At 54.0% G+C, this 19,864-nt stretch carries 23 protein-coding genes; 9 read left to right on the top strand and 14 right to left on the bottom strand.

What is annotated here, in order from left to right; translation table 11 throughout:
• Nucleotides 1–19 precede the first annotated feature (19 nt).
• Nucleotides 20–2,320 (top strand): DEAD/DEAH box helicase, encoded by a 2,301-nt coding sequence (locus tag PHN51_07570; GenBank protein MDD2818637.1) that lies wholly within the window; start codon nt 20–22, stop codon nt 2,318–2,320.
• Between the two features lie 6 nt (nt 2,321–2,326).
• On the opposite strand, the gene PHN51_07565 is transcribed toward PHN51_07570, so the two are convergent.
• From PHN51_07565 to PHN51_07535, 7 genes are all read right to left on the bottom strand, one after another.
• Entirely contained in the window at nt 2,327–2,698 is a 372-nt protein-coding gene (locus tag PHN51_07565; protein ID MDD2818636.1) for a flp pilus-assembly TadE/G-like family protein, read from the bottom strand.
• Nucleotides 2,695–3,000: a hypothetical protein gene (locus tag PHN51_07560; GenBank protein ID MDD2818635.1), complete on the bottom strand. Its 306-nt coding sequence runs from the start codon at nt 2,998–3,000 to the stop codon at nt 2,695–2,697. The genes PHN51_07565 and PHN51_07560 overlap by 4 nt, the downstream gene beginning before the upstream one ends.
• 81 nt (nt 3,001–3,081) lie before the next feature.
• The gene (locus tag PHN51_07555) at nt 3,082–3,261 is read right to left on the bottom strand and encodes a DUF4244 domain-containing protein (GenBank protein ID MDD2818634.1); all 180 of its coding nucleotides are present in this window, start codon (nt 3,259–3,261) and stop codon (nt 3,082–3,084) included.
• Nucleotides 3,262–3,395: 134 nt separating this feature from the next.
• On the bottom strand, nt 3,396–3,986 hold the full coding sequence (locus PHN51_07550; protein MDD2818633.1) for a type II secretion system F family protein: 591 nt from the start codon (nt 3,984–3,986) through the stop codon (nt 3,396–3,398).
• Nucleotides 3,987–4,105: 119 nt separating this feature from the next.
• On the bottom strand, nt 4,106–4,792 hold the full coding sequence (locus PHN51_07545; GenBank protein ID MDD2818632.1) for a hypothetical protein: 687 nt from the start codon (nt 4,790–4,792) through the stop codon (nt 4,106–4,108).
• Nucleotides 4,789–5,961, bottom strand: coding sequence for a TadA family conjugal transfer-associated ATPase (locus PHN51_07540; protein ID MDD2818631.1), 1,173 nt, complete (start codon nt 5,959–5,961; stop codon nt 4,789–4,791). The genes PHN51_07545 and PHN51_07540 overlap by 4 nt, the downstream gene beginning before the upstream one ends.
• A complete protein-coding gene (locus PHN51_07535) occupies nt 5,925–6,974 on the bottom strand; it encodes a cellulose synthase operon protein YhjQ/BcsQ (GenBank protein ID MDD2818630.1) in 1,050 nt (349 codons plus the stop codon). The genes PHN51_07540 and PHN51_07535 overlap by 37 nt, the downstream gene beginning before the upstream one ends.
• Before the next feature lie 57 nt (nt 6,975–7,031).
• Here PHN51_07535 and PHN51_07530 point away from each other — a divergent pair, with 57 nt between their 5' ends.
• From PHN51_07530 to PHN51_07510, 5 genes are read left to right on the top strand one after another with little or no spacing between them, the layout of a single operon-like run.
• Nucleotides 7,032–7,871, top strand: coding sequence for an HAD-IB family hydrolase (locus PHN51_07530; protein ID MDD2818629.1), 840 nt, complete (start codon nt 7,032–7,034; stop codon nt 7,869–7,871).
• 21 nt (nt 7,872–7,892) lie between these two features.
• On the top strand, nt 7,893–8,663 hold the full coding sequence (locus PHN51_07525) for a hypothetical protein (protein ID MDD2818628.1): 771 nt from the start codon (nt 7,893–7,895) through the stop codon (nt 8,661–8,663).
• A gap of 44 nt (nt 8,664–8,707) precedes the next feature.
• Nucleotides 8,708–10,660 (top strand): acetate--CoA ligase, encoded by a 1,953-nt coding sequence (gene acs, locus PHN51_07520; protein ID MDD2818627.1) that lies wholly within the window; start codon nt 8,708–8,710, stop codon nt 10,658–10,660.
• 2 nt (nt 10,661–10,662) lie between these two features.
• Nucleotides 10,663–11,898: a Na+/H+ antiporter NhaA gene (nhaA, locus tag PHN51_07515; protein ID MDD2818626.1), complete on the top strand. Its 1,236-nt coding sequence runs from the start codon at nt 10,663–10,665 to the stop codon at nt 11,896–11,898.
• Between the two features lie 48 nt (nt 11,899–11,946).
• Nucleotides 11,947–12,336, top strand: coding sequence for a phage holin family protein (locus tag PHN51_07510; protein MDD2818625.1), 390 nt, complete (start codon nt 11,947–11,949; stop codon nt 12,334–12,336).
• A 4-nt stretch (nt 12,337–12,340) separates the two neighbouring features.
• On the opposite strand, the gene PHN51_07505 is transcribed toward PHN51_07510, so the two are convergent.
• Nucleotides 12,341–13,531: a MarP family serine protease gene (locus PHN51_07505; GenBank protein MDD2818624.1), complete on the bottom strand. Its 1,191-nt coding sequence runs from the start codon at nt 13,529–13,531 to the stop codon at nt 12,341–12,343.
• A 7-nt stretch (nt 13,532–13,538) separates the two neighbouring features.
• On the bottom strand, nt 13,539–14,234 hold the full coding sequence (gene nth, locus PHN51_07500; protein MDD2818623.1) for an endonuclease III: 696 nt from the start codon (nt 14,232–14,234) through the stop codon (nt 13,539–13,541).
• 73 nt (nt 14,235–14,307) lie between these two features.
• Here nth and PHN51_07495 point away from each other — a divergent pair, with 73 nt between their 5' ends.
• Nucleotides 14,308–14,982: a Crp/Fnr family transcriptional regulator gene (locus PHN51_07495; protein ID MDD2818622.1), complete on the top strand. Its 675-nt coding sequence runs from the start codon at nt 14,308–14,310 to the stop codon at nt 14,980–14,982.
• Here the strand turns inward: PHN51_07495 and PHN51_07490 are convergent.
• Genes PHN51_07490 through PHN51_07475 form a run of 4 tightly spaced genes read right to left on the bottom strand, consistent with a single transcriptional unit; the run spans nt 14,941 to nt 17,227 of the window.
• On the bottom strand, nt 14,941–15,825 hold the full coding sequence (locus PHN51_07490) for an MBL fold metallo-hydrolase (GenBank protein MDD2818621.1): 885 nt from the start codon (nt 15,823–15,825) through the stop codon (nt 14,941–14,943). The two genes, PHN51_07495 and PHN51_07490, sit on opposite strands and share 42 nt — an antisense overlap.
• Complete coding sequence (locus PHN51_07485; GenBank protein MDD2818620.1) at nt 15,822–16,595, bottom strand: NUDIX domain-containing protein; 774 nt, start codon at nt 16,593–16,595, stop codon at nt 15,822–15,824. The genes PHN51_07490 and PHN51_07485 overlap by 4 nt, the downstream gene beginning before the upstream one ends.
• Nucleotides 16,595–17,056, bottom strand: coding sequence for a RidA family protein (locus tag PHN51_07480; GenBank protein MDD2818619.1), 462 nt, complete (start codon nt 17,054–17,056; stop codon nt 16,595–16,597). Before PHN51_07480 ends, PHN51_07485 begins: the two co-directional genes overlap by 1 nt.
• A gap of 12 nt (nt 17,057–17,068) precedes the next feature.
• Entirely contained in the window at nt 17,069–17,227 is a 159-nt protein-coding gene (locus PHN51_07475; GenBank protein MDD2818618.1) for a hypothetical protein, read from the bottom strand.
• Nucleotides 17,228–17,287: 60 nt separating this feature from the next.
• Between PHN51_07475 and PHN51_07470 the strand changes: the two genes are divergently transcribed.
• Nucleotides 17,288–18,271, top strand: coding sequence for an ArsA-related P-loop ATPase (locus tag PHN51_07470; protein ID MDD2818617.1), 984 nt, complete (start codon nt 17,288–17,290; stop codon nt 18,269–18,271).
• Nucleotides 18,268–19,413, top strand: a complete 1,146-nt coding sequence (locus PHN51_07465; protein MDD2818616.1) for an ArsA-related P-loop ATPase — start codon at nt 18,268–18,270, stop codon at nt 19,411–19,413. The genes PHN51_07470 and PHN51_07465 overlap by 4 nt, the downstream gene beginning before the upstream one ends.
• Here PHN51_07465 and PHN51_07460 read toward each other — a convergent pair.
• Nucleotides 19,410–19,739, bottom strand: coding sequence for a WhiB family transcriptional regulator (locus PHN51_07460; GenBank protein ID MDD2818615.1), 330 nt, complete (start codon nt 19,737–19,739; stop codon nt 19,410–19,412). The two genes, PHN51_07465 and PHN51_07460, sit on opposite strands and share 4 nt — an antisense overlap.
• Nucleotides 19,740–19,864: the final 125 nt, after the last annotated feature.

Raw genomic sequence — 19,864 nt, 5'->3', positions numbered from 1 at the left:
GCGCGTTACGGTGGGCGAAATGAGCACCAGTGTCGAAAGCGTTCTCGCGAGACTTTCCCAAGGTCGCGAGGATCGACTGCGCCATGTTGAGGTGCGTGCTGCACGGGAAGCGACCTTTAGCGATTGGCCAAGTTGGGTCGCTGAAGAGCTACGCGAATCATTTCCCGGTGTTCACCAACCTTGGAAGCATCAAATCGACGCCGCGCAGCTGGCGCATGACGGCAATCACGTGGTGCTTTCAACTGGCACCGCTTCAGGAAAATCCCTGGCCTATCTGCTACCCATTCTGAATGCGATTGAGATCGGATCTCGTGCACCAAACGGGCGCGGTGCAACCGCGCTCTACATCGCACCAACAAAAGCACTCGCACACGACCAGCTGCGCGCTCTAGAAGAACGTCATTTGCCTTGGTTACGGCCTGCAACAGTGGACGGCGATAACTCACGCGAGGAACGCCAGTGGGCCCAACAGCACGCCAACCTTGTGCTTACCAATCCAGATCTCTTGCATCATTCGCTACTTGGCGCCCACTCACGGTGGGCACCTTTTCTCAAACGTCTCGAATACATCGTTATCGATGAAGCACATGTGTATCGAGGCGTATTCGGTGCGCACGTATCTGCTGTGATTCGACGCCTCCGTCGCGTATGTGACCATCTGGGAAGTTCACCCGTGATCATTGCCGCTTCTGCAACGGTTGCAGATCCAGCCATCGCAATGCATCGCCTTATTGGCGACGAAGTTCTTGAAGTCACTGATGATTACTCGCCAACTCCTGAGCGCACGATCGCTTTGTGGCAGCCGTTAGATCTAGGCCTTGATAACGCGGAGCCAGTACACCGCACCGCAACAACCGAGGCTTCACACATCTTGGCCGACTTAGTTGCAGACGGGCGACAAACCCTTGCCTTCGTTCGCAGTCGACGGGCCGCCGAAGGCGTTGCATCGATGACACGTGATCTCTTGCGCGAGATCGATCCTGAACTCGTTGATGGTGTTGCCTCTTATCGCGGTGGTTATCTCCCAGAAGAACGCCGAGCAATCGAGAATTCACTCCGCGATGGATCAATTCGCGCTTTGGCAACAACCAATGCCCTTGAACTTGGGATCGATATCAGCGGTCTTGATGCTGTAGTGATCGCCGGATGGCCGGGCACTCGCTCATCACTGTGGCAGCAAGTTGGGCGCGCTGGTCGAGGTGATGCGCCAGCATTGGCGATCTTTATCGCGCGTGAAGACCCGCTCGATGCGTTTGTTGTAGAACATCCTTCTTCAATCCTCGATGCGCCAGTTGAAGCGTCGGTATTTGATCCAGCTAACCCCGTCATTCTTGGACCACACCTATGCGCGGCTGCCTCTGAATTTCCGCTCACCGATGAAGAAGCCATCCGGTGGTTTGGGCCGTCTTCCATTGATCTACTTGAACAACTGGCATTCCAAGGTTTTTTACGTAAACGCACTACCGGTTGGTTTTGGACGCGCAGAGATCGCGCTAGCGATCTGGCTGACCTGCGAAGTTCCGGTGGCGCACCTATTCGCATTGTTGAAGAAAGTACTGGCCGTTTGCTTGGGACTATCGATCAAGCTTCTTCACACACCACAGTGCATCCAGGTGCGGTGTATACCCATCAAGGTGTGACCTCGGTTGTTGCTGAACTTGATTTAGATGACTTAGTTGCAACTGTTGTCGAAGAACCCGTCGACTACACCACACATGCTCACGAAATAAGTGACATTCGCATCCTTGATGAATATGAAGGTCGTCCGTGGGGTGAGGCCACTATTCATGTGGGTCAAGTGCAAGTCACTAGTCAGGTCACAAGCTTTCAACGTCGGCGTCTCTTCACTGGCGAGAATCTTGGTGAACAAGGACTGGAACTTCCTGAACGCGAACTCATCACCACTGCGGTGTGGTGGACAGTTACTGACGATCAGTGCACCCGAGCAAACATCGATTCCACAGTGATTCCTGGAGCAGTGCACGCGGCTGAACATGCCTCCATCGCACTGTTGCCACTGTTCGCCACCTGCGATCGCTGGGATATTGGCGGCGTATCAACGGCCCTGCATATCGACACCGGTGTCACCACAGTGTTTGTCTATGACGGATATCCCGGCGGCGCGGGCTTTGCGCAGCATGGTTTCGATATCGCTCGTCAATGGTTGACCGCGACTCGCGACTTAATCCGAGAATGTCGATGCCGTGAAGGGTGCCCGTCCTGCATTCAGTCACCTAAGTGCGGCAACGGAAACAATCCACTTGATAAAGCGGCCGCCATCCGAGTGCTGACTGAGTTGCTGCGCAATGCCACGGACTAGCAACACTTAATCGCCTGACGGCCCCGCAACAGCCGTAGCAACGACACGCCCAATGGGTAAGCCAAATCGAATGAACAGAGCAGCCACGAGCGAAGGCGATGGTCCTTCAACGGAAATTGCGACGTCTGCGCCTTGGACTTCACAAGTGATCAGACGCACATGGTTGGTAATCGCCATGTGATCAGCTGCCGCGCATGGATCGCCGAGAGTTTGAGCCCCTGCAAGTGCACTGAGATCGGCTGCACTTTGTGCACCATGACTGGCAAGTGTTGCTTGAACCTGAACTATGGCGATAAACCCGATCGCAAGTACAACAACACTCAAGGCAAGACCAAGAACAGTCGCGCTACCGCGATCATCACTGAGAATCCACTTCATAGTGATTCCAACGGCGCTGTTGCTGAACGATCGATGTTGAAACTGAAGTGGGAGAAAAGCGGAATGGGCACAGACACCTGCTGAATCAATTGCACGGTAACCATGTGATTCCCTTCAATCATTGCGAGTTCAGCATCTGGTGCCTGAGTATTTGCTTGCTGTTGAATTTCTTCAGCGGAAATGCCACGCGCTAAACCACGTGCAAGATCATGAGCGGTATCCGCGAGATGCAGTGCGGTCATTCCTGTCTGAATCCCTGTGAGTAACAAGACAGTGAGAGAAAGCAGGACCGGGATCATCATCGCTGTCTCAACAATTGCGCTTCCTCGATCATGTTGGGTGGAGTCGAGTAATCCTCGACTCCACCCACGCCACATAATCACTTAGAAAAATGCCGATAGTGCGGTGCTCATAACTTTCCAAATCAAGTTGCGCACTTCCGTACTTGTGAGCAACTTGATCATCACACCACCCAGACCAGCAACCGCCACCGTGCCGACTGCATATTCGGCAGTTGTCATGCCGTGATCACCGAACTGAATGCGTTGCAAAACCTTTTTCATGGAATTTCCTTTCTCGACCCAGGGCCTGGTGCCCGTGTTGGGGGCTAACCGTGCGTCGAAGAGGAATGAGTTCGCATCTGTCAATTTCAAACTGTGGATGCCAGCCCAGATAAATCAAGATTGGGGATAACTTTTCAGTTCGAAAAAATTCCAATGGCCATTGACGCAATAACGGGAACCACACCAAGCAAAATGAACGCCGGTAAGTAACACACCGCAAGCGGCATCACAGCTCGAACCCCTGCACCCCTAGCTGCTACTTCAACATCCCTACGTTTCTCCCGGCGCTCATCCCTGGCAACTCCAGTGAGCAGGTCTGCGATAGGCGCGCCGCTTTCATTCGATCGTCGAAAGGCAGCAGCGATCCGGTTAAAAGCTGGTTCCGCATCAGCTGTCGTCCATACGTGTGACGCGGGTGTTCCTAATTGCATCGCGCGATCTACCCGCATCAACGTGTGTGATGCGGGTGTGCCAACTGTCTGACTGACGGCATGCAAAGCGCTGGTGACGCTTGCACCCGATGCCAAGGTAGCTGCGAGTAGGTCACACACAGTAGGTATCTGAGAAACCAGGGCACGCGTGTGTTCTCGTTCTGCGCGACTTTCTAGATTGCCTAAGAATCGGTAGGCAATCACGCCAGCGCCAATACCCATCAGCACCCCAATTGATGAGTTAACAAACATCATCACTCCCAGGGCCGTGATGAAGGCGGCGATCACTCGCATTGGAGGTCGCCGCTGAGAGGTCGCGACCGGACTTCGGACAATTCGTCTAAGTCGCTTTCGCGCCATTGGTCGAAAAGCAATCCATGCTGCGAACGCAAGCAATAAGACGATGAGCGCATTCACAAAAGCTCCTCCACGGCGCGCACCATCCGCCGTGACCAAAGCGACCCGAGAATCGACAGAGTTACGCCCAAAACGAGGCACACAATTCCTAGGGGACTACCCAAGAGCCACCCAATTGGATCGGCCCCCATCGCAATGCCCATGAGAAGCCCGATGAGTGGAAGCCAACGCAGTACAGCTGCAGTTGCCCGCGGTCCTGCAAGTTCGCCCTGCAAGGTGTTCCGCAGTTCTTCATTTTCACGCAACCCATGAATCATTCGTTCAACAGCAGCGCTCATTCCGCTACCCGAGTTCGATGCCACGAGCCAGCAAGCAGCTAGTTGCCCTAAATCTGGATGTCGTTGGGCATCAACCACAAGAGCCTGGGCAACATCGCCTTGCATTCCCACCGCGCTCAATGCAGCGGGCCAAATGGGTGGTGCACTCGCTGCCAACACCAATGCCGAACTGGGCGATTGCCCAGATCTCAGTTCCATCTCAAACGCTGCCAGCGAATCAATCACTGCCCTTGCATCAAGCTGGCGTTGCACTGAGCGTCGCATTCGTTTGCGAAGGACATCCAGAACTGCTGTATGCCACTCATCTGCTCGAGAAAGATTGAGGGATGCAAGACGCATCGATGACCAAGGTGCAACCCAAACTGCCACTGCGGTCCCAAGGAGCGTTGCTATTACGAGATTCACAACGAACCTGCTCGCGCTCCAAGTGCACGAATTGCAGGGTGTTCAACATAGGCACCATTGATGAACTCCAGCGCGGGTGTGAGTTCGAATTCACGATGATCATTTATGTTCCCCACATAAATTCCTTGAACGTGCCGTCTCCCTGACGAGTTTCGTTCCAGATGGACTACTGCATCCAAGCCTGCAGCTAGGAGCGCATGCACAGCAGAACGATCAAGACCAGCTGTGAGCCCTAACGCTTCAATTCGCGCAGGAACATCGATAGCTGAATTCGCATGCACCGTTCCGCAGCCGCCCTCATGCCCGGTGTTCAGCGCCGAAAGCAACTCAACAACTTCAGCGCCTCGAACTTCGCCTACGACGATGCGGTCAGGGCGCATTCGAAGCGTTTGTCTTACGAGATCTCGCATTGCTATCGCCCCAGCACCTTCAATGTTTGCGATGCGTGATTGCAACCGAACCACGTGTGGATGATCTGGGTTCAACTCTGCTGAGTCTTCAACGATCACGATGCGTTCATTAGCGGGAATGAGCCCAAGTAATGCCGACAAGATTGTTGTTTTTCCCGTGCCAGTGCCACCACTGATCAAGAACGACAACTTTGTGTCGATCAACGTCCGCAACCAAGCACTTGCATGTTCATCGATGGCACCTCGGCCAACGAGCTCATCCAAAGTGAATGGTTGGCGTCTAGGTAAACGCAATGAGATCACGGTGCCATCAATTGCTATTGGTGGGATTGCCGCATGTAGGCGGATGCCCGAGCCCATGCGCACGTCGATAAATGGATGCGCGTCGTCAAGCCTGCGCCCGGCCTGACTTGCTAAACGCTGAGCCAAAGCGCGCACGTCCTGATCCGACGTAAAGGACAACGGCATTTGCTCGAGGCCATGGCCGCGATCAATCCAAATCTGCTCTGGTCCATTCACAAGTACGTCGGTTACTTCCGTTTCTTGCAAGAGCGGTTCCAAGATGCCTGCTCCTAGATACTCCCGTTGTAGCTCGGTAACGAGTGAAAGAATTGCGCCATCGCCAAGGACAATGCCTTCATCTCGAAGCGCTGCTGCTACGCCAGCTTGAGTTGCTTCACTTTGACTCGCTACCAATCGGGAGCGCACGCGATCGGCAAGTTTCATGTAGCCCACCACCCGCGAAACAATTGGTCGCACGTTTTTGCAAAGGTTCCTTTCGCAAGTAGCCCTTGCTCCGCAGCCGTCATCACTTTGGCGTCTTCAGCGATGCTCGCGTACACAGACTTGCCTAGTGCTCGTCCGACATCATTGACATTCATACTTCGATCGACTTTGCGCACAATGATTTCTTGATTGCCCCAAGAAGTTGATGCTCGCTCGAGTACTGCCGAGGCAGCGGCCACAGCTCGTATACGCGTGGGAACCATCCACCACACAGGTGTGTTGAGTTGGTTCAAGAAGGTACGTACATCTTGTGGAAGTTCATTTCGGCCTAGGTCAATCACGACAACATCAAAGGTATGCGCCGCGCATTCAAGAATGGAAAGCCAAGCCGCTGAGGTTGGGCTCGCCTGAGAATCTCGCGAAGCAGAAATCAGCGAAATGCCATGTGGAGTTGGAAGTGCTGGGATCAACGTTTCTGCGCTCATGCGCCCACTGGTCAATGCCAACTCAGGCCATCGGACTCCCGGTTGCGCTTCAGCACCAAGAAGGAGATCAAGCCCGCCACCTGAGAGATCCGCGTCAACGAGCAAGACGCCATGTCCGGCCTGTTGTGCTGCTACGGCAATGCCAACCGCACAAGTTGAGGCACCTGCACCGCCACAGACGCCACCGATTGCTAACACGCGAGCCGACCTGCCTGGCACCACGGCGGCAGGTGTGAGCCTTTCCGCCAACCAGTCATCAGCCTGTGGCAGCGCGACAACATGCTCTGCGCCAATAATCAATGCTCGCTGCCACAGCTCGGCTGGAATTGCCGCCTGCGTATCGAATTGCCAGGTCACCACCGCCATGTTGCGCCGCTTACCTAACGCTTGTGCTGCGTCGATGAAATCACTGCCAAGGAGAAGCAGCCGATCCCCTGACCAACACGAGCCAAGAGTGAGCAATGAATTCACGACCTCAACTTCCGTGTTCCCAGCGGCAGCTAAGGAGCGAACGTGGTCAATCACAATTGGGTCTGCCGTAGCAAGTACTGGTCTGGTCATAGCTAGACCTTGAACTCTCAGCTTGTCTGAAATCCAGTGCGAAAAGGCGATCTGTGGATGAAGCTCGGTGTTTGGGAGCCTGTGGATATCTGCAGTACCGTGACCTTTATGTCGACGGCTGCCTTCTTTGACCTCGACAAAACCATTTTGGCCAAGTCGAGTGCCTTCGCCTTTGCGCGCCCGTTTTTCAAAGGCGGACTAATTAGCCGACGCGAAGTACTCCGTAGTGCTTACGCCCAACTCGTATTTGTCACTTCAGGTGCAGATCACGAACTCATGGAGCAGATGCGCACCTACGTTTCCAATTTGGTTACCGGTTGGGATGTTGAGTCGGTGCAAGCAATCGTTGCCGAAACTCTCGACGAAATTATTGATCCGATGGTCTACCAAGAAGCCGTTGATCTCATTGCTGAGCATCGCGCTGCCGGGCACGAGATCGTGATCGTGTCATCTTCAGGTAGCGACATGGTTGAGCCCATTGGTGCTCGCTTGGGCGTTGACCACACGATCGCAACCCGTGCTCAGATTGAGAATGGCCGCTACACGGGCCAACTGGAATTCTTTGCCTACGGTCCAAATAAGGCACTCGCGATTCAAGAGCTCGCGCTCGAGCGTGGTTATGACCTTGATGAATGCTACGCATACAGCGATTCCCAAACTGACTTACCGATGATGGAAATTGTTGGCCACCCTGTTGCAGTGAATCCCGATGATGAGCTGCGTGAAGTTGCTGTTGATCGCGAATGGCCAATCATGGATTTCGCCAAGCCTGTTGCCTTGCGCAATCACACCAAGCAAATTGCAGTCACCGGAACAAGCGTTGCTCTTGGCGCTGCGGTGATTGGCGTTACTTGGTATGTCATCCGTCGCATGACCCGCACTCGAGCAGCCTCGTAAGCCATCGGTAGTGTCGAAACCGTGAGCCAAGTTTTCCAACCCGCATTCATTGATGCACTTCTTAAACGCGATGACGTCAACACTGCACTCACTGCAGCGCGAGACGACATTGATGCAGTGCTGTGGCGTCGAGATATTCGCGCAGCTGCAAACGATGTTGCAGCCGCCTCAGTTGAGCGAGGAGCCCGCGCATCAGCAACGATTGAAGGTGCAGATCTTGTGATGCCCGATGACTCACCCATGGGCAGAGTCTTGGGAAGCACACTGTTGCTCACTTCATCCATCCCTGGCCAGGTTGATACCTGGGGCAAGGCTCCCCTGCAGGTCATCGCGCATCTGCATGCACTCACTGCTTCAGGCTTTGCTCCTGCTGACACTCTTGGCCGCCCGCGCACTAACGATGAAGCTGACGATCCATTGAAGATCGGATCACTTCCTGATGTTTCTGCCCTCGCACCTAGCCTCATGGCACTTTCAAGTCTTGTGACTCGACGAACCGATCTGCCCGCTCTACTCACCGCGGCCTTCGTCCATAACGAAATCCTGTGGATGCGGCCGTTTACTTGGGGCTCTGGTCTTGTTGGCCGCGCCCTCGTGCGCTGCGTCATGGCAGAGCGTGGCCTGGACCCGTCTCCATTCACCATTCCTGAGCATGGCTTTGTTGAGACGGGACGACCTGCCTACGTACAGGCGATCAAGAATTACGGCACGGGAAGCGTTGAAGGCGTCGCCGAGTCAGTGATTTGGTTTGCTGCGTGCTGCGCTGTTGGCGCAGCTGCTGTCACCCTGTGATCAACCTCCTGCCGCGCCTGCTCGAAGCATGATTAGGTACACCTATGAGTGAAACCCTTGCCAACCTCGGCACCGAAGATCGCCTATTCCCACCATCAGCCGCATTTGCCGCACAGGCCAACGCGCAACCAGGGATCTTTGAAGCTGCAGCCACCGATCCCCTGGGTTTTTGGGATGAGCAGGCTCAGCACATTTCTTGGAGCACGCCATATACCGAGGTTCTCGACTGGAGCGATGCTCCATTTGCCAAATGGTTTGTCGGCGGCAAACTCAACATTGCCTACAACTGCGTGGACCGTCACGTTGAAGACGGTTATGGCGCACAGGTTGCGCTTCGCTTCGAAGGCGAACCAGGGGACCGTCGTGACATCACGTATGCAGATCTACAGCAAGAAGTGAGCAAGGCTGCGAATGCATTGATTGAACTTGGCATCAAAACAGGCGATCGCGTGATGATCTACCTGCCAATGATTCCTGAGGCAGTCATCGCAATGTTGGCATGCGCACGAATTGGAGCAACTCACTCTGTGGTGTTTGCGGGCTTCTCCGCAACTGCATTACAAAGTCGCATTGAAGATGCGCAAGCAGCACTCGTCATCACTGCAGATGGTCAGTTCCGCCGCGGTACTTCAATGCCGTTAAAGCCCGCGGTTGATGAGGCTCTCGAAGGCGAAACTCCGATTCGCAATGTGTTGGTCGTCAAGCGCACAGGTGATGACGTTGCTTGGAATGCGGATCGTGATTTGTGGTGGCACGAAGTTGTTGACCGTCAATCAGACGTTCACGTTCCAGAAAGTTTCGACAGCGAGCATCCACTCTTTATTCTTTACACCTCGGGAACGACAGGCAAACCAAAGGGAATCCTGCACACCACGGGTGGCTACTTGGTGCAAACCTCTTACACGCACCGCGTGATTTTCGATCTCAAGCCTGACACTGACGTGTATTGGTGCACGGCAGACATTGGCTGGATCACTGGCCACTCTTATGTCACGTACGGTCCACTTGCAAACCGCGTTACCCAAGTGATTTATGAAGGCACACCAGATTCACCTGCACGCGATCGCTGGTGGGACATCATTGAGCGTCACAAGGTTTCCATTCTGTACACCGCTCCAACGGCAATTCGCACCTGCATGAAGTGGGGGGATGATCTCCCTAAGAGCAAAGATCTTTCCTCCCTTCGTCTGCTTGGTTCTGTTGGTGAACCCATTAATCCAGAAGCATGGATGTGGTACCGCGAAGTCATCGGTAATAACAACTGTCCAATCGTTGATACCTGGTGGCAAACAGAAACTGGCGGCATCATGATCGCTCCAGTACCAGGCATCACAGCCTGTAAGCCAGGTTCGGCCATGGGCCCAATCCCGGGCATCAGTGCAAAAGTTGTTGACGACGAAGGCGTTCCGGTACAACCAGGTTCGGGTGGGTACCTAGTGTTGACCCAGCCGTGGCCGGCAATGTTGCGTGGCATTTGGGGCGACAATGAGCGTTACGTCGAAACCTATTGGTCACGCTGGCCAGATACTTATTTCGCAGGTGACGGTTCAAAGCTCGATAGCGATGGCGCGATCTGGGTCCTTGGCCGCGTTGATGACGTGATGAATGTTTCCGGTCACCGCCTCTCCACTACAGAAGTCGAGTCAGCGCTGGTGTCCCATCCAAAGGTTGCTGAAGCAGCAGTAGTTGGCGCCGAAGATGAGCGCACTGGCCAAGGCATTGTTGCGTTCGTGATTTTGCGCGGCGGCTTTGAAGATGGCCCAGAGCTCGTGACTGAACTTCGCAACCACGTTGCTCACGAGATTGGCCCAATTGCTAAGCCTCGCCAGATCATGATCGTGGCTGAGCTACCGAAGACTCGTTCTGGCAAAATCATGCGTCGCTTACTTCGTGACGTTGCTGAGCATCGTGACCTTGGAGATGCAACTACGCTTGCAGATCCAACAGTGATGAACCTGATTGCTTCAGGTCTTTCACAGGGTGCGAGCGAGGACTAATCATGTTGCAACCGACAGTGTTGCTCGGTCGGTTATCGCTGCCAGAGCGTGGTTACATTCGAGAACGGCTGCGTGATGAAACCTTCGGTGGCATTTTGCTGCTGGTTGCTGCAGCGATCGCCTTGGTGTGGGCTAACGCTCCCTGGGGAAGTAGCTATCAAAGTTTTGTGAACTTTGAGTTTGGTCCAAACTTTTGGCATTTACATCTTTCAGTGGCCCAATGGGCATCAGATGGCTTACTTGCGGTGTTCTTCTTTGTGATTGGCCTTGAACTCAAACATGAACTCGTTCTTGGATCGTTGTCGAATGTGCGTAAAGCCGCCGTTCCCGTAGCAGCGGCCATCGGAGGGATGCTTGTTCCTGCGGTGATCTTCGTGATCATCAATATTTCTGCTCCACAAGGTGTTCCTGGTGGCTGGGGAACCCCGATGGCCACCGATATCGCATTTGCATTGGCAGTGCTTGCTGTTGTTGGTAAAAACCTTCCGATCGCACTTCGCGCATTTCTGTTGACTCTCGCAGTTGTGGATGACCTTGGCGCGATTCTCGTTATCGCGGTCTTTTATACCGACAAGATTGCGTTGAGTTGGCTTGCGCTCTCCGTACTGTGCTGCGTTGCGTACGCGATCGCGCAACGTCAACGCGTGCGCACTGCCTGGCTATATGTACCACTTGGTTTGCTGACTTGGGTCTTCATGCTCAACAGCGGCGTGCACGCAACAGTTGCCGGGGTCGCGTTAGGCCTCCTCACCCGCGTGCGGCTCGATCCAGGTGAAACCCAATCCCCGGCTGACCGTGTTGCTCATCGCATTCACCCATTGAGTGCTGGCATCTGCGTTCCACTCTTCGCACTAGTTGCCGCTGGCGTTGATGTGCGCTCCATCGGAGTGTGGACGTCAATCAGCTCACCCGTAGCCATCGGCGTGATCCTTGGTTTAGTCATCGGTAAGCCCATCGGCATTTTTTGCACTTCCTGGCTAGTCGCCCGATTCACAAAGGCATCGCTGAGTTCATCCTTGCGCTGGCTCGATATTTTCGCCGTGGGACTGCTGGGTGGGATTGGCTTTACCGTCGCACTCCTGATTGCTGAACTCAGCTTCACAGGCACTGACCTCAGCTCGGCGAAGTTAGCCGTGCTCGTCGCTTCGGTAGCAGCAGCAATCCTTGCTGCAATCGCACTCCGCCGCCGAGGGCGCGCCTATGCGGCACTGGCCGAACTCGAGGAAGTTGACCAATAGGCCGCCGGAGAATTGAGATCCGCACGCACCACGCGCTAGCCTCTTCTTATGCCTGACAATCAACCAAGCATCGGTCAACTGATCTCAAAGACAGTCACGGATGCCAAGCGCCTTGCTTCTGCTCAATTGGCGCTCGCAAAAGCAGAAATGCAGGCGTCGAAAAAAGCCATCACCGCTGCTACCGCTTTAGGCATCACCGCGCTGATCCTGCTGCCTCTTGCAATCCTGTTTCTGCTTTTCACGCTTGCATACGGTCTTCAGCAAATGGGGCTACAAACCTGGGCCGCTTTCGGCATTGTTTCATTGATTATTTTGATCGCCATCGGCATCACTTCAGCTCTTGCAGTTTCACAAGCCAAAAAGGTCAAGGGGCCAGAACTCGCAGTGCGCGAGCTCAATAAGACAGCCGAAGCATTCGGCCAGTCAGACCCTTCGTAGTTTCCTAATCTCGAACCACGCACGTTCCGGTATCAACCGATGCTTCACCTGCAATGCCAGCCGCCATTGCGCTAGTTAATTCGCTCGCGGCAATTGCATAGCCCGTTGCTTTATTACTGATTCCTGAACCAAACACCATTCCCAGTACTTCGCCCTTGGTTGACACAAGCGGACCACCGGAATCCCCAGGAATAACACTGCCTCGGAATGAAATTACTTGGCGTTCAACGCCACTCTTTCCGTAGATATCGTCACCACGCGCATCAATGAGCGCTCTGATGCGCACTGGAATCACCTTGAGATCAGTTCCACCGGGGTACCCAATAGCCGCCGCATCGTCTCCTGAGATCGGCGGGATTGTCTGAAGTTTCAATGAGGGAATAAATGACGAATCGACTTGTAACGCTGCAACATCAAGCCTTGGGTCAAAATACACAACCGTTGCAGGCCAACGCTCATTGCCAAGTTCAACTTGCGGATCATTCACTCCGGCCACTACATGCGCATTGGTGAGCACTACACCTTCGGCAATAAAAAATCCTGAGCCGGTGAGAGTTGTTTTGCACAGGTCAGTTGAGCCTGAAACTCGCACCACAGACTGTGCGGCACGAGCAATTGCCGCTTCAGTCGTGAGCTCGACTCTTGGCGCCTTGACATCTGGTCCCACGACTTCAGTGATGCTCGAAAACACACGTGGCAATGAGCCTTGCCCAACCACGTCACGTAAATGAATGAATACATCGCGCACTTGATTTGGCACGATCGCGTCAAGGGTAGTAACAACTTTCGATTGCTGCACCATCGTGGTGGTCTGCGAAACTGGAAGCATTGCGATTGCTGTCGCAATGATCCAAACAATCACTGCGAGCGCTAAAACATTTAGTGCGGCGCCTGCAGTGTTGTCTATGTATTTCACTGGAGTCCAGGTAATCGCTGCACGAAGCATGCGTCCAAGAATTGACGTCAAACTTTGTCCAATGAGCGCGCAAATGAGCACTGCACCTATCAACACAAGCGCACGAACAATGCCTTCGGAAAAGTACGTAGCAATGACATCGGGAAGGAGCAGTGCTGCAGCGATGCCGCCACCCAAGAAGCCGGCAAATGAGAGCAACCCAGCAACAAAGCCCTGACGCCAACCAGCCCAAGCAAACACGATGACGGCGCCAACGAGCACCCAATCAACAACACTCATGGATTCTTCACGCTCGACCCATGGTTTTCACGAGTAACTCCGCAGCTTCTGAATCCGTAGGGCCTTCACCAAACGAAGGGCACCATTTGGCGATCGTGCAGGCTCCGCACGCAGGTTTGCGTGCATGGCACCGGCGGCGTCCATGCCAAATCACCAACTGTGATGCCTTTGTCCAGTCTTTCTTTGGCCACAGTGCCATCAGATCGCGTTCAACTTTCACCGGATCTGTCTCAGTCGTCCAGCCAAGTCGCTTACATAACCGCAGCATGTGGGTATCAACAGTGATTCCCGGAAAACCAAAGGCCTCGCCCAGCACCACGTTCGCAGTTTTGCGACCGACCCCAGGCAAAGTCACGAGTTCTTCGAGGGTTTGTGGCACTTCGCCACCAAACCGGTCACACAGTTGTTGGCCCATGTTTTGCAAGGTGGCAGCTTTGGCCCGATAAAAGCCCACCGGATGGATGATTTCCTCAATGACAGCCGTCTTGGCTCCAGCAAAATCCTCTGCTGACCCATACCTGGCGAACAATGCAGGGGTCACCTTGTTCACCCGAACGTCAGTGCTTTGAGCGCTCAAGATCGTCGCGACGAGCAGCTGCAGCGGGTTTTGGAAGTCCAGTTCGCACTTCACATCCGGGTATTGGAGTTCCAATGCCTTAAAGATGGAGCGGAATCGTCGCTTTTGCGCTGTCATGTCCGCCATTACCCCAGCGTAGGTCTCAGGTAGTAATCAGGGTGTGTACCGGGTCACTTCATTTATAGGCAACAATGGGGCTGTGGAAGACCTCGTGATGAATGCCCCGCTCTTCGCTGCCCTCGATGTTGAGGGTGCCGCTGCTCTTCGCGCTTCTCTAGTTGAGCGCAATGTGGTCAAGGGCGAGGTGCTGTTCGCTGAAGGCGAGCCGGGCGATCGCATGTATGTGATCGTCGAAGGCAAGGTCAAACTCGGTCAGACTTCTGTTGATGGTCGCGAATCACTGCTCGCAGTGCTTGGCCCAGCCGAAATGTTTGGCGAACTCAGTCTCTTTGACCCAGGCACTCGCACCTCAACGGCAACCGCACTGACCGATGCCATCGTGCTTGGTCTTGGTAACGATCAACTTCGCCCATGGCTTGCTGGTCGCCCAGAAGTTGCCGCCGCACTACTTCAGGCCCTTGCGCGTCGCTTGCGTCGCACGAACGAAGCAATGGCTGACCTTGTGTTCTCAGATGTTCCGGGCCGTGTTGCAAAAGCACTTATGGAACTTGGTGAAAAGTTCGGCACCATCACTCCTGATGGCTTGATGGTCACGCACGACATGACCCAAGAAGAACTTGCACAGCTTGTTGGCGCATCACGCGAAACTGTAAATAAAGCACTTGCTGACTTTGCACAACGTGGATGGATTCGCTTGGAATCACGCCAGGTCTTAATCCTTGACGTCGAGCGTTTGGGCAAGCGGGCTCGTTAAATCCTCATCTGTGGTGAACTCACCAAGATGCTTCAAGTACGACAACTGCGCTTTCACTGACTGACGCGCTGCATTTTTCAATTTCTCCGGCGTATCTGCATACACAAGATCCAATACATCTGTTGAACTCTTCGCGCCGTTCTTCACCACTTCACGCACTTCCTCTAACCGTGCAAGGCGATGATCAACATAGGCATCAAGAATGTCTGTTGGCCCGGTGAGCGCTGGCCCGTGTCCGGGCAAGAGCCAGGAAATCTCGTATTTGGCCACGAGTTCTTTTAATTGCTCAAGGCTGGTGAAGTACGCACCGAGATCGCCATCGGGAACGGTAATCACAGCCGTGCCTCGTCCAAGAACCGTGTCGCCTGTTAACAAGGACTTATCGTGCGGCAAGAAGAAACTCATGCTGTCTGCCGAGTGACCAGGAGTTGCCACCACATGCATCTCGGTTTCACCAACAACAATCACATCGCCGGTAGTGAGCCCTTCATCCCCTAGGCGGAATTGCGGATCAACAGATCGCACAGTGGTCTTTGTGAGTTCCGCTAAACCCTTTGCTCCAGCAGAGTGATCTGAATGACCATGCGTCAGGATGACAGCACCGACTTCACAGTCGCGTAACGCCGCTGCAGCGATAATCGCTTTGAAGTGACTCTTTTCGTTGGGTCCTGGATCAATCACGATGCATTTCGAGGTCCCAGGCACGTGCAGTAACCAGGTGTTCGTTCCATCAAGAGTCCAAGCACCAGCGTTGTGAGCCAGAACGCACACGGCGCTATCAGTTACTGAGCCGCCATCCCAATCATCTTTTGAACCAATAAACGGGAGCGGGCGGCCACTCATGGCGTACCCGTTGCTTCAACTGGTGGTACTGGGCGATCACGTTCCAAAATTTCGCCAGTTCGATCGTGGACGATCGTCCAGTGTTCGTAGCCATCGGCTTCGATTTGCAATCGATCCATGCGCGGCACAATGTCGCGCGCATCAGTAGCGGCAACCAGCGTTGCGATCTCGCTGTGTTCCAGCAGGTGCTCGAGTGCTGCGCGAGTAGGCGCCATCAGCAAGATTTTGCCTTCGTCTGCTTCGGCAATGGCCGCACTCGGCGATATCCATCGCGCTTCGACGGCTTCAGTTCCATGCGGCTGAGCAATTTGATCCTCTGGCATGTGCGTGATGAAAAAACGTACGTCGTAGCGCAGCTTTTCCCATTCGGGAGTCACCCAATGATCAAGTAGCACCAACGCATGTGGATCCACAATGACGCCAGCTTCTTCTTCAAGCTCACGCACCGCACACAGAAGCAAGCCACGGGTTTGAGCGGGATCGGCGCTCATGCGAACTGACAGCGAAGCTAAGTTGATGACTTCATCATCCAGAGTCTGCCCGCGCTCATAATCCTCTGGGTCTAGGCGACCGCCTGGAAATACATAGGCACTCGCAGCAAAAGCCATGGTGCTTGCACGGCACATCATGTAGGTCTCAAGCCCATGGCCTGTTTCACGCAACAGCAACACTGTGGATGCGGCGCGTGGAGTGATGGGTTCCCAGGTAGCAGAGCCGTTCGCTAATTCGCGAGCGCGCTCAAGGGCGTACTCGGGAAAATCCCGAGTCACTATTCAGAGACCTCGACAATGAGCTCGACCTCAACTGGCGCATCAAGTGGAAGTGCTGCAACACCAAGCGATGATCGGGCATGAACACCCTTGTCGCCGAACGCCTGCAACAACACATTGCTTGCACCATTGACCACGATTGGAGCTGATACAAAGTCAGGAACACTGGCAACGAAACCGGTGACCTTCACAATGCGCACAACCTTCTCAAGATCGCCGATTAAACCCTTAACCGCAGCAATGCCATTGAGTGCACAAATCTTCGCGAGCTCATGAGCCTCATCAGGAGTCACGGTGCCGCCAACCTTGCCAGTCTGTGGCAATTCGCCATTGACCATAGGTAGTTGGCCCGATAGGAAGATCAGATTTCCGCTGCGCACTGCTGGCACATATGCCGCCACCGGTACAGCGATTTCCGGAAGGGTCAAGCCGATTTCAGCCAAACGACTTTCAACAGACATGCGTAATGCTCCTTATCCAGCCAGCGGGCGCTTGAAGTAAGCCACAAGTTGTTCGGCATTTTGGCCCGGCACAACCTGCACCAATTCCCAGCCATCCAGACCCCAGTTATCAAGAATCTGCTTGGTGGCGTGAATGAGGAGCGGTGCGGTGGCGTATTCCCATTTGGTCATGGAATGACCCTAGCGAGTGCGACCTGCGCTTCGAACGGCAGTTGAGATTACGCTGGAGAGATGGTCAATTGGTCGGGCACTGCGCTGCACGTGGTTTCCGGTAAAGGTGGGGCAGGGAAAACCACCGTCGCTGCGGCTTTGGCGATCAATTTGGCCCGCGAAGGCAAACGCACCTTGCTCATGGAAGTTGAAGGCCGCCAAGGCATCGCCCAACTCTTTGACACCGCTCCCCTGCCGTACGAAGAACGCCGGATCGCTATTGCTCCAGGTGATGGAGAAGTGTGGGCACTGGCCGTGGATGCCGATGAAGCACTCGTGGACTACCTCGCAACCTTCTACAACCTAGGTCGTGCTGGATCTGCACTGCGCAAGATGGGCGCTATTGATTTCGCCACCACCTTGGCCCCTGGCCTGCGCGACGTGTTGCTGACCGGCAAAGCCTGCGAATTAGTGCGCCGGAAAACCAAGCGAGCTGACAATGCCTATGACGCTGTCGTTATTGATGCTCCACCAACTGGGCGCATTGAACAATTTCTCAATGTCACTTCACAAGTTTCTGCTTTGGCGAAAACGGGCCCCATCCATCGACATGCTGAAATGGTGATGGGAGTTATTGGATCACCGCAGACGTCGGTCCATCTTGTGACTTTGCTCGAAGAAATGCCGGTTCAAGAAACCATTGATGGCGTTGCGCAACTGCGCGCAGCCGAACTCCCCGTTGGCGCAATCTTTATCAACATGGTGCGCGATGCACTTCTTGATGAAAAACAGATGGCCAAGATTCGCAAAGGCACCCTTGGCATGAAGAAAATCAGTGAGATCGCTGTTTCCGCTGGTATCCATCAAGATCCCGAAGTTCTCGCTACTGCCCTGTTACAAGAGGCCCAAGACCATGTAGATCGCTCAGATCTGGAAACACGTGAACGCACACGCATCGAGGCTCTCGGACTTCAGACAATTTCGCTTCCCTTGATTTCCCGTGGTATTGACCTTGGTAGTTTGTATCTGCTCGCAGATGCCATGTTTGAGCAGGGTGTGCGATGAAAGTAGCGAGTGCTCCACAGCTGTATCTCGATGACGTACTGCTCAATCCAGATATTCACATCATCGTGTGCACGGGCTCTGGTGGTGTTGGTAAAACCACCACAGCTGCCGCGATAGCACTTCGCGCAGCTGAACGTGGACGAAAAGTATGCGTGCTCACGATTGACCCAGCACGACGATTAGCTCAAGCGATGGGCATCGAACATCTTGATAACTCTCCACGCCCTGTAGAAGGCATCCAAGGCACCGGGTCTTTGGACGCGATGATGCTTGATATGAAACGCACCTTTGATGAAGTTGTTGAAGGGCATTCAGATCCCGCACGTGCTCAAGCGATCCTCAATAACCCTTTCTATCAATCACTTTCTTCTTCATTCGCTGGAACCCAGGAATACATGGCCATGGAAAAACTTGGGCAATTGCATACCCAGGCTCAAGTTGATGGAACGTGGGACTTGATTGTTGTAGATACTCCCCCTTCGCGTAGCGCTCTTGATTTCCTTGATGCACCCGCGCGATTGGGTTCCTTCTTAGATGGCAAGTTCATTCGCATTCTTGCCGCACCAGCTCGAGGCGCTGGGCGCGGAATCGGCAAACTCGCAGCGGTTGGCTTTGGCTTTTTCACGAGTGCACTGTCAAAGATTCTCGGATCACAAGTACTCAACGATGTGGGCGCTTTCGTAGCTGCGATTGACAGTACCTTCGGTGGCTTCCGTGAACGCGCGGATGCAACGTATGCACTGTTGAAGGATGGCCACACTTCATTCATTGTCATTGCAGCACCAGAAGCTGATGCGATTCGAGAAGCTTCGTTTTTCGTTGAACGCTTGAATGCTGATCAGATGCCACTTGCCGGCCTGGTGCTGAATCGAGTTACTGAAGTAACCATGCCTGAAGTCACGCGCGAACAAGCACTTGCTGCGGCACAAGGTCTGGTGCAAGGGGATGCATCAAGCAAGCTGGCTGCATCGCTCTTGGAACTTCATGCGCAACGAGTCTCACAAGTCGAGCGTCAAGCGGAATTTGCGAACCGCTTCACCGCAGCTCATCCTGGAATTCGAGTGACCTCAGTGCGAGCGCTTGCTCAAGACGTGCATGATCTTGATGGCTTGCGTGAAATTGGTGTGTTACTCGCGAATTAGGAAACGCGTGCAACAACCTGAGACCCGCGTGTGTAGTCATCGCTGGCGTTCTGCAACAACATGCTCCATGAAGACACATTTGGACGACGGCGAAGGAGCGCACGCCGCTCGCGCTCGGTCATTCCACCCCACACACCGAACTCAACGCGGTTGTCGAGAGCATCAGCAAGGCACTCAGTGCGAACAACGCAACCAGCACAGATTTGCTTGACACGGTTTTGGGCTGCGCCCTGAACAAAGAGCATGTCGGGATCTGCAGTTTTACAAGCGGCGTTTGCGGCCCAGTCAGTGTCAAAAGTCATCTGCGAAATTCCCCTTTTGCGCATGAGCTCACCTTTTCGGGTGAACTGCTGTTCATCTGTGTACGAGAACTTACGCAGGTGCGACCCAGCACAATAGGTTCGTAAGGACTATTTAGTAATAGTTCGTTATGACTATAAGCGGTGAAAGA

This window comes from Candidatus Nanopelagicales bacterium (assembly GCA_028687755.1).
Lineage (GTDB): Bacteria > Actinomycetota > Actinomycetes > S36-B12 > S36-B12 > UBA11398.
The sequence above is the reverse complement of the archived record's forward strand: the minus strand, read 5'-3'. Positions and strand labels throughout refer to the sequence as shown.

Bases quoted from the DNA above. Each gene is read 5' to 3' on its own strand.
- PHN51_07570 (MDD2818637.1), top strand. From the start codon at position 20: ATGAGCACCAGTGTCGAAAGCGTTCTCGCGAGACTTTCCCAAGGTCGC.
- PHN51_07565 (MDD2818636.1), bottom strand. From the start codon at position 2,698: ATGAAGTGGATTCTCAGTGATGATCGCGGTAGCGCGACTGTTCTTGGT.
- PHN51_07560 (MDD2818635.1), bottom strand. From the start codon at position 3,000: ATGATGATCCCGGTCCTGCTTTCTCTCACTGTCTTGTTACTCACAGGG.
- PHN51_07555 (MDD2818634.1), bottom strand. From the start codon at position 3,261: ATGAAAAAGGTTTTGCAACGCATTCAGTTCGGTGATCACGGCATGACA.
- PHN51_07550 (MDD2818633.1), bottom strand. From the start codon at position 3,986: ATGCGAGTGATCGCCGCCTTCATCACGGCCCTGGGAGTGATGATGTTT.
- PHN51_07535 (MDD2818630.1), bottom strand. From the start codon at position 6,974: ATGACCAGACCAGTACTTGCTACGGCAGACCCAATTGTGATTGACCAC.
- PHN51_07530 (MDD2818629.1), top strand. From the start codon at position 7,032: ATGAAGCTCGGTGTTTGGGAGCCTGTGGATATCTGCAGTACCGTGACC.
- acs (MDD2818627.1), top strand. From the start codon at position 8,708: ATGAGTGAAACCCTTGCCAACCTCGGCACCGAAGATCGCCTATTCCCA.
- nhaA (MDD2818626.1), top strand. From the start codon at position 10,663: ATGTTGCAACCGACAGTGTTGCTCGGTCGGTTATCGCTGCCAGAGCGT.
- PHN51_07510 (MDD2818625.1), top strand. From the start codon at position 11,947: ATGCCTGACAATCAACCAAGCATCGGTCAACTGATCTCAAAGACAGTC.
- PHN51_07505 (MDD2818624.1), bottom strand. From the start codon at position 13,531: ATGAGTGTTGTTGATTGGGTGCTCGTTGGCGCCGTCATCGTGTTTGCT.
- nth (MDD2818623.1), bottom strand. From the start codon at position 14,234: ATGGCGGACATGACAGCGCAAAAGCGACGATTCCGCTCCATCTTTAAG.
- PHN51_07490 (MDD2818621.1), bottom strand. From the start codon at position 15,825: ATGAGTGGCCGCCCGCTCCCGTTTATTGGTTCAAAAGATGATTGGGAT.
- PHN51_07480 (MDD2818619.1), bottom strand. From the start codon at position 17,056: ATGTCTGTTGAAAGTCGTTTGGCTGAAATCGGCTTGACCCTTCCGGAA.
- PHN51_07475 (MDD2818618.1), bottom strand. From the start codon at position 17,227: ATGACCAAATGGGAATACGCCACCGCACCGCTCCTCATTCACGCCACC.
- PHN51_07470 (MDD2818617.1), top strand. From the start codon at position 17,288: ATGGTCAATTGGTCGGGCACTGCGCTGCACGTGGTTTCCGGTAAAGGT.
- PHN51_07465 (MDD2818616.1), top strand. From the start codon at position 18,268: ATGAAAGTAGCGAGTGCTCCACAGCTGTATCTCGATGACGTACTGCTC.
- PHN51_07460 (MDD2818615.1), bottom strand. From the start codon at position 19,739: ATGCGCAAAAGGGGAATTTCGCAGATGACTTTTGACACTGACTGGGCC.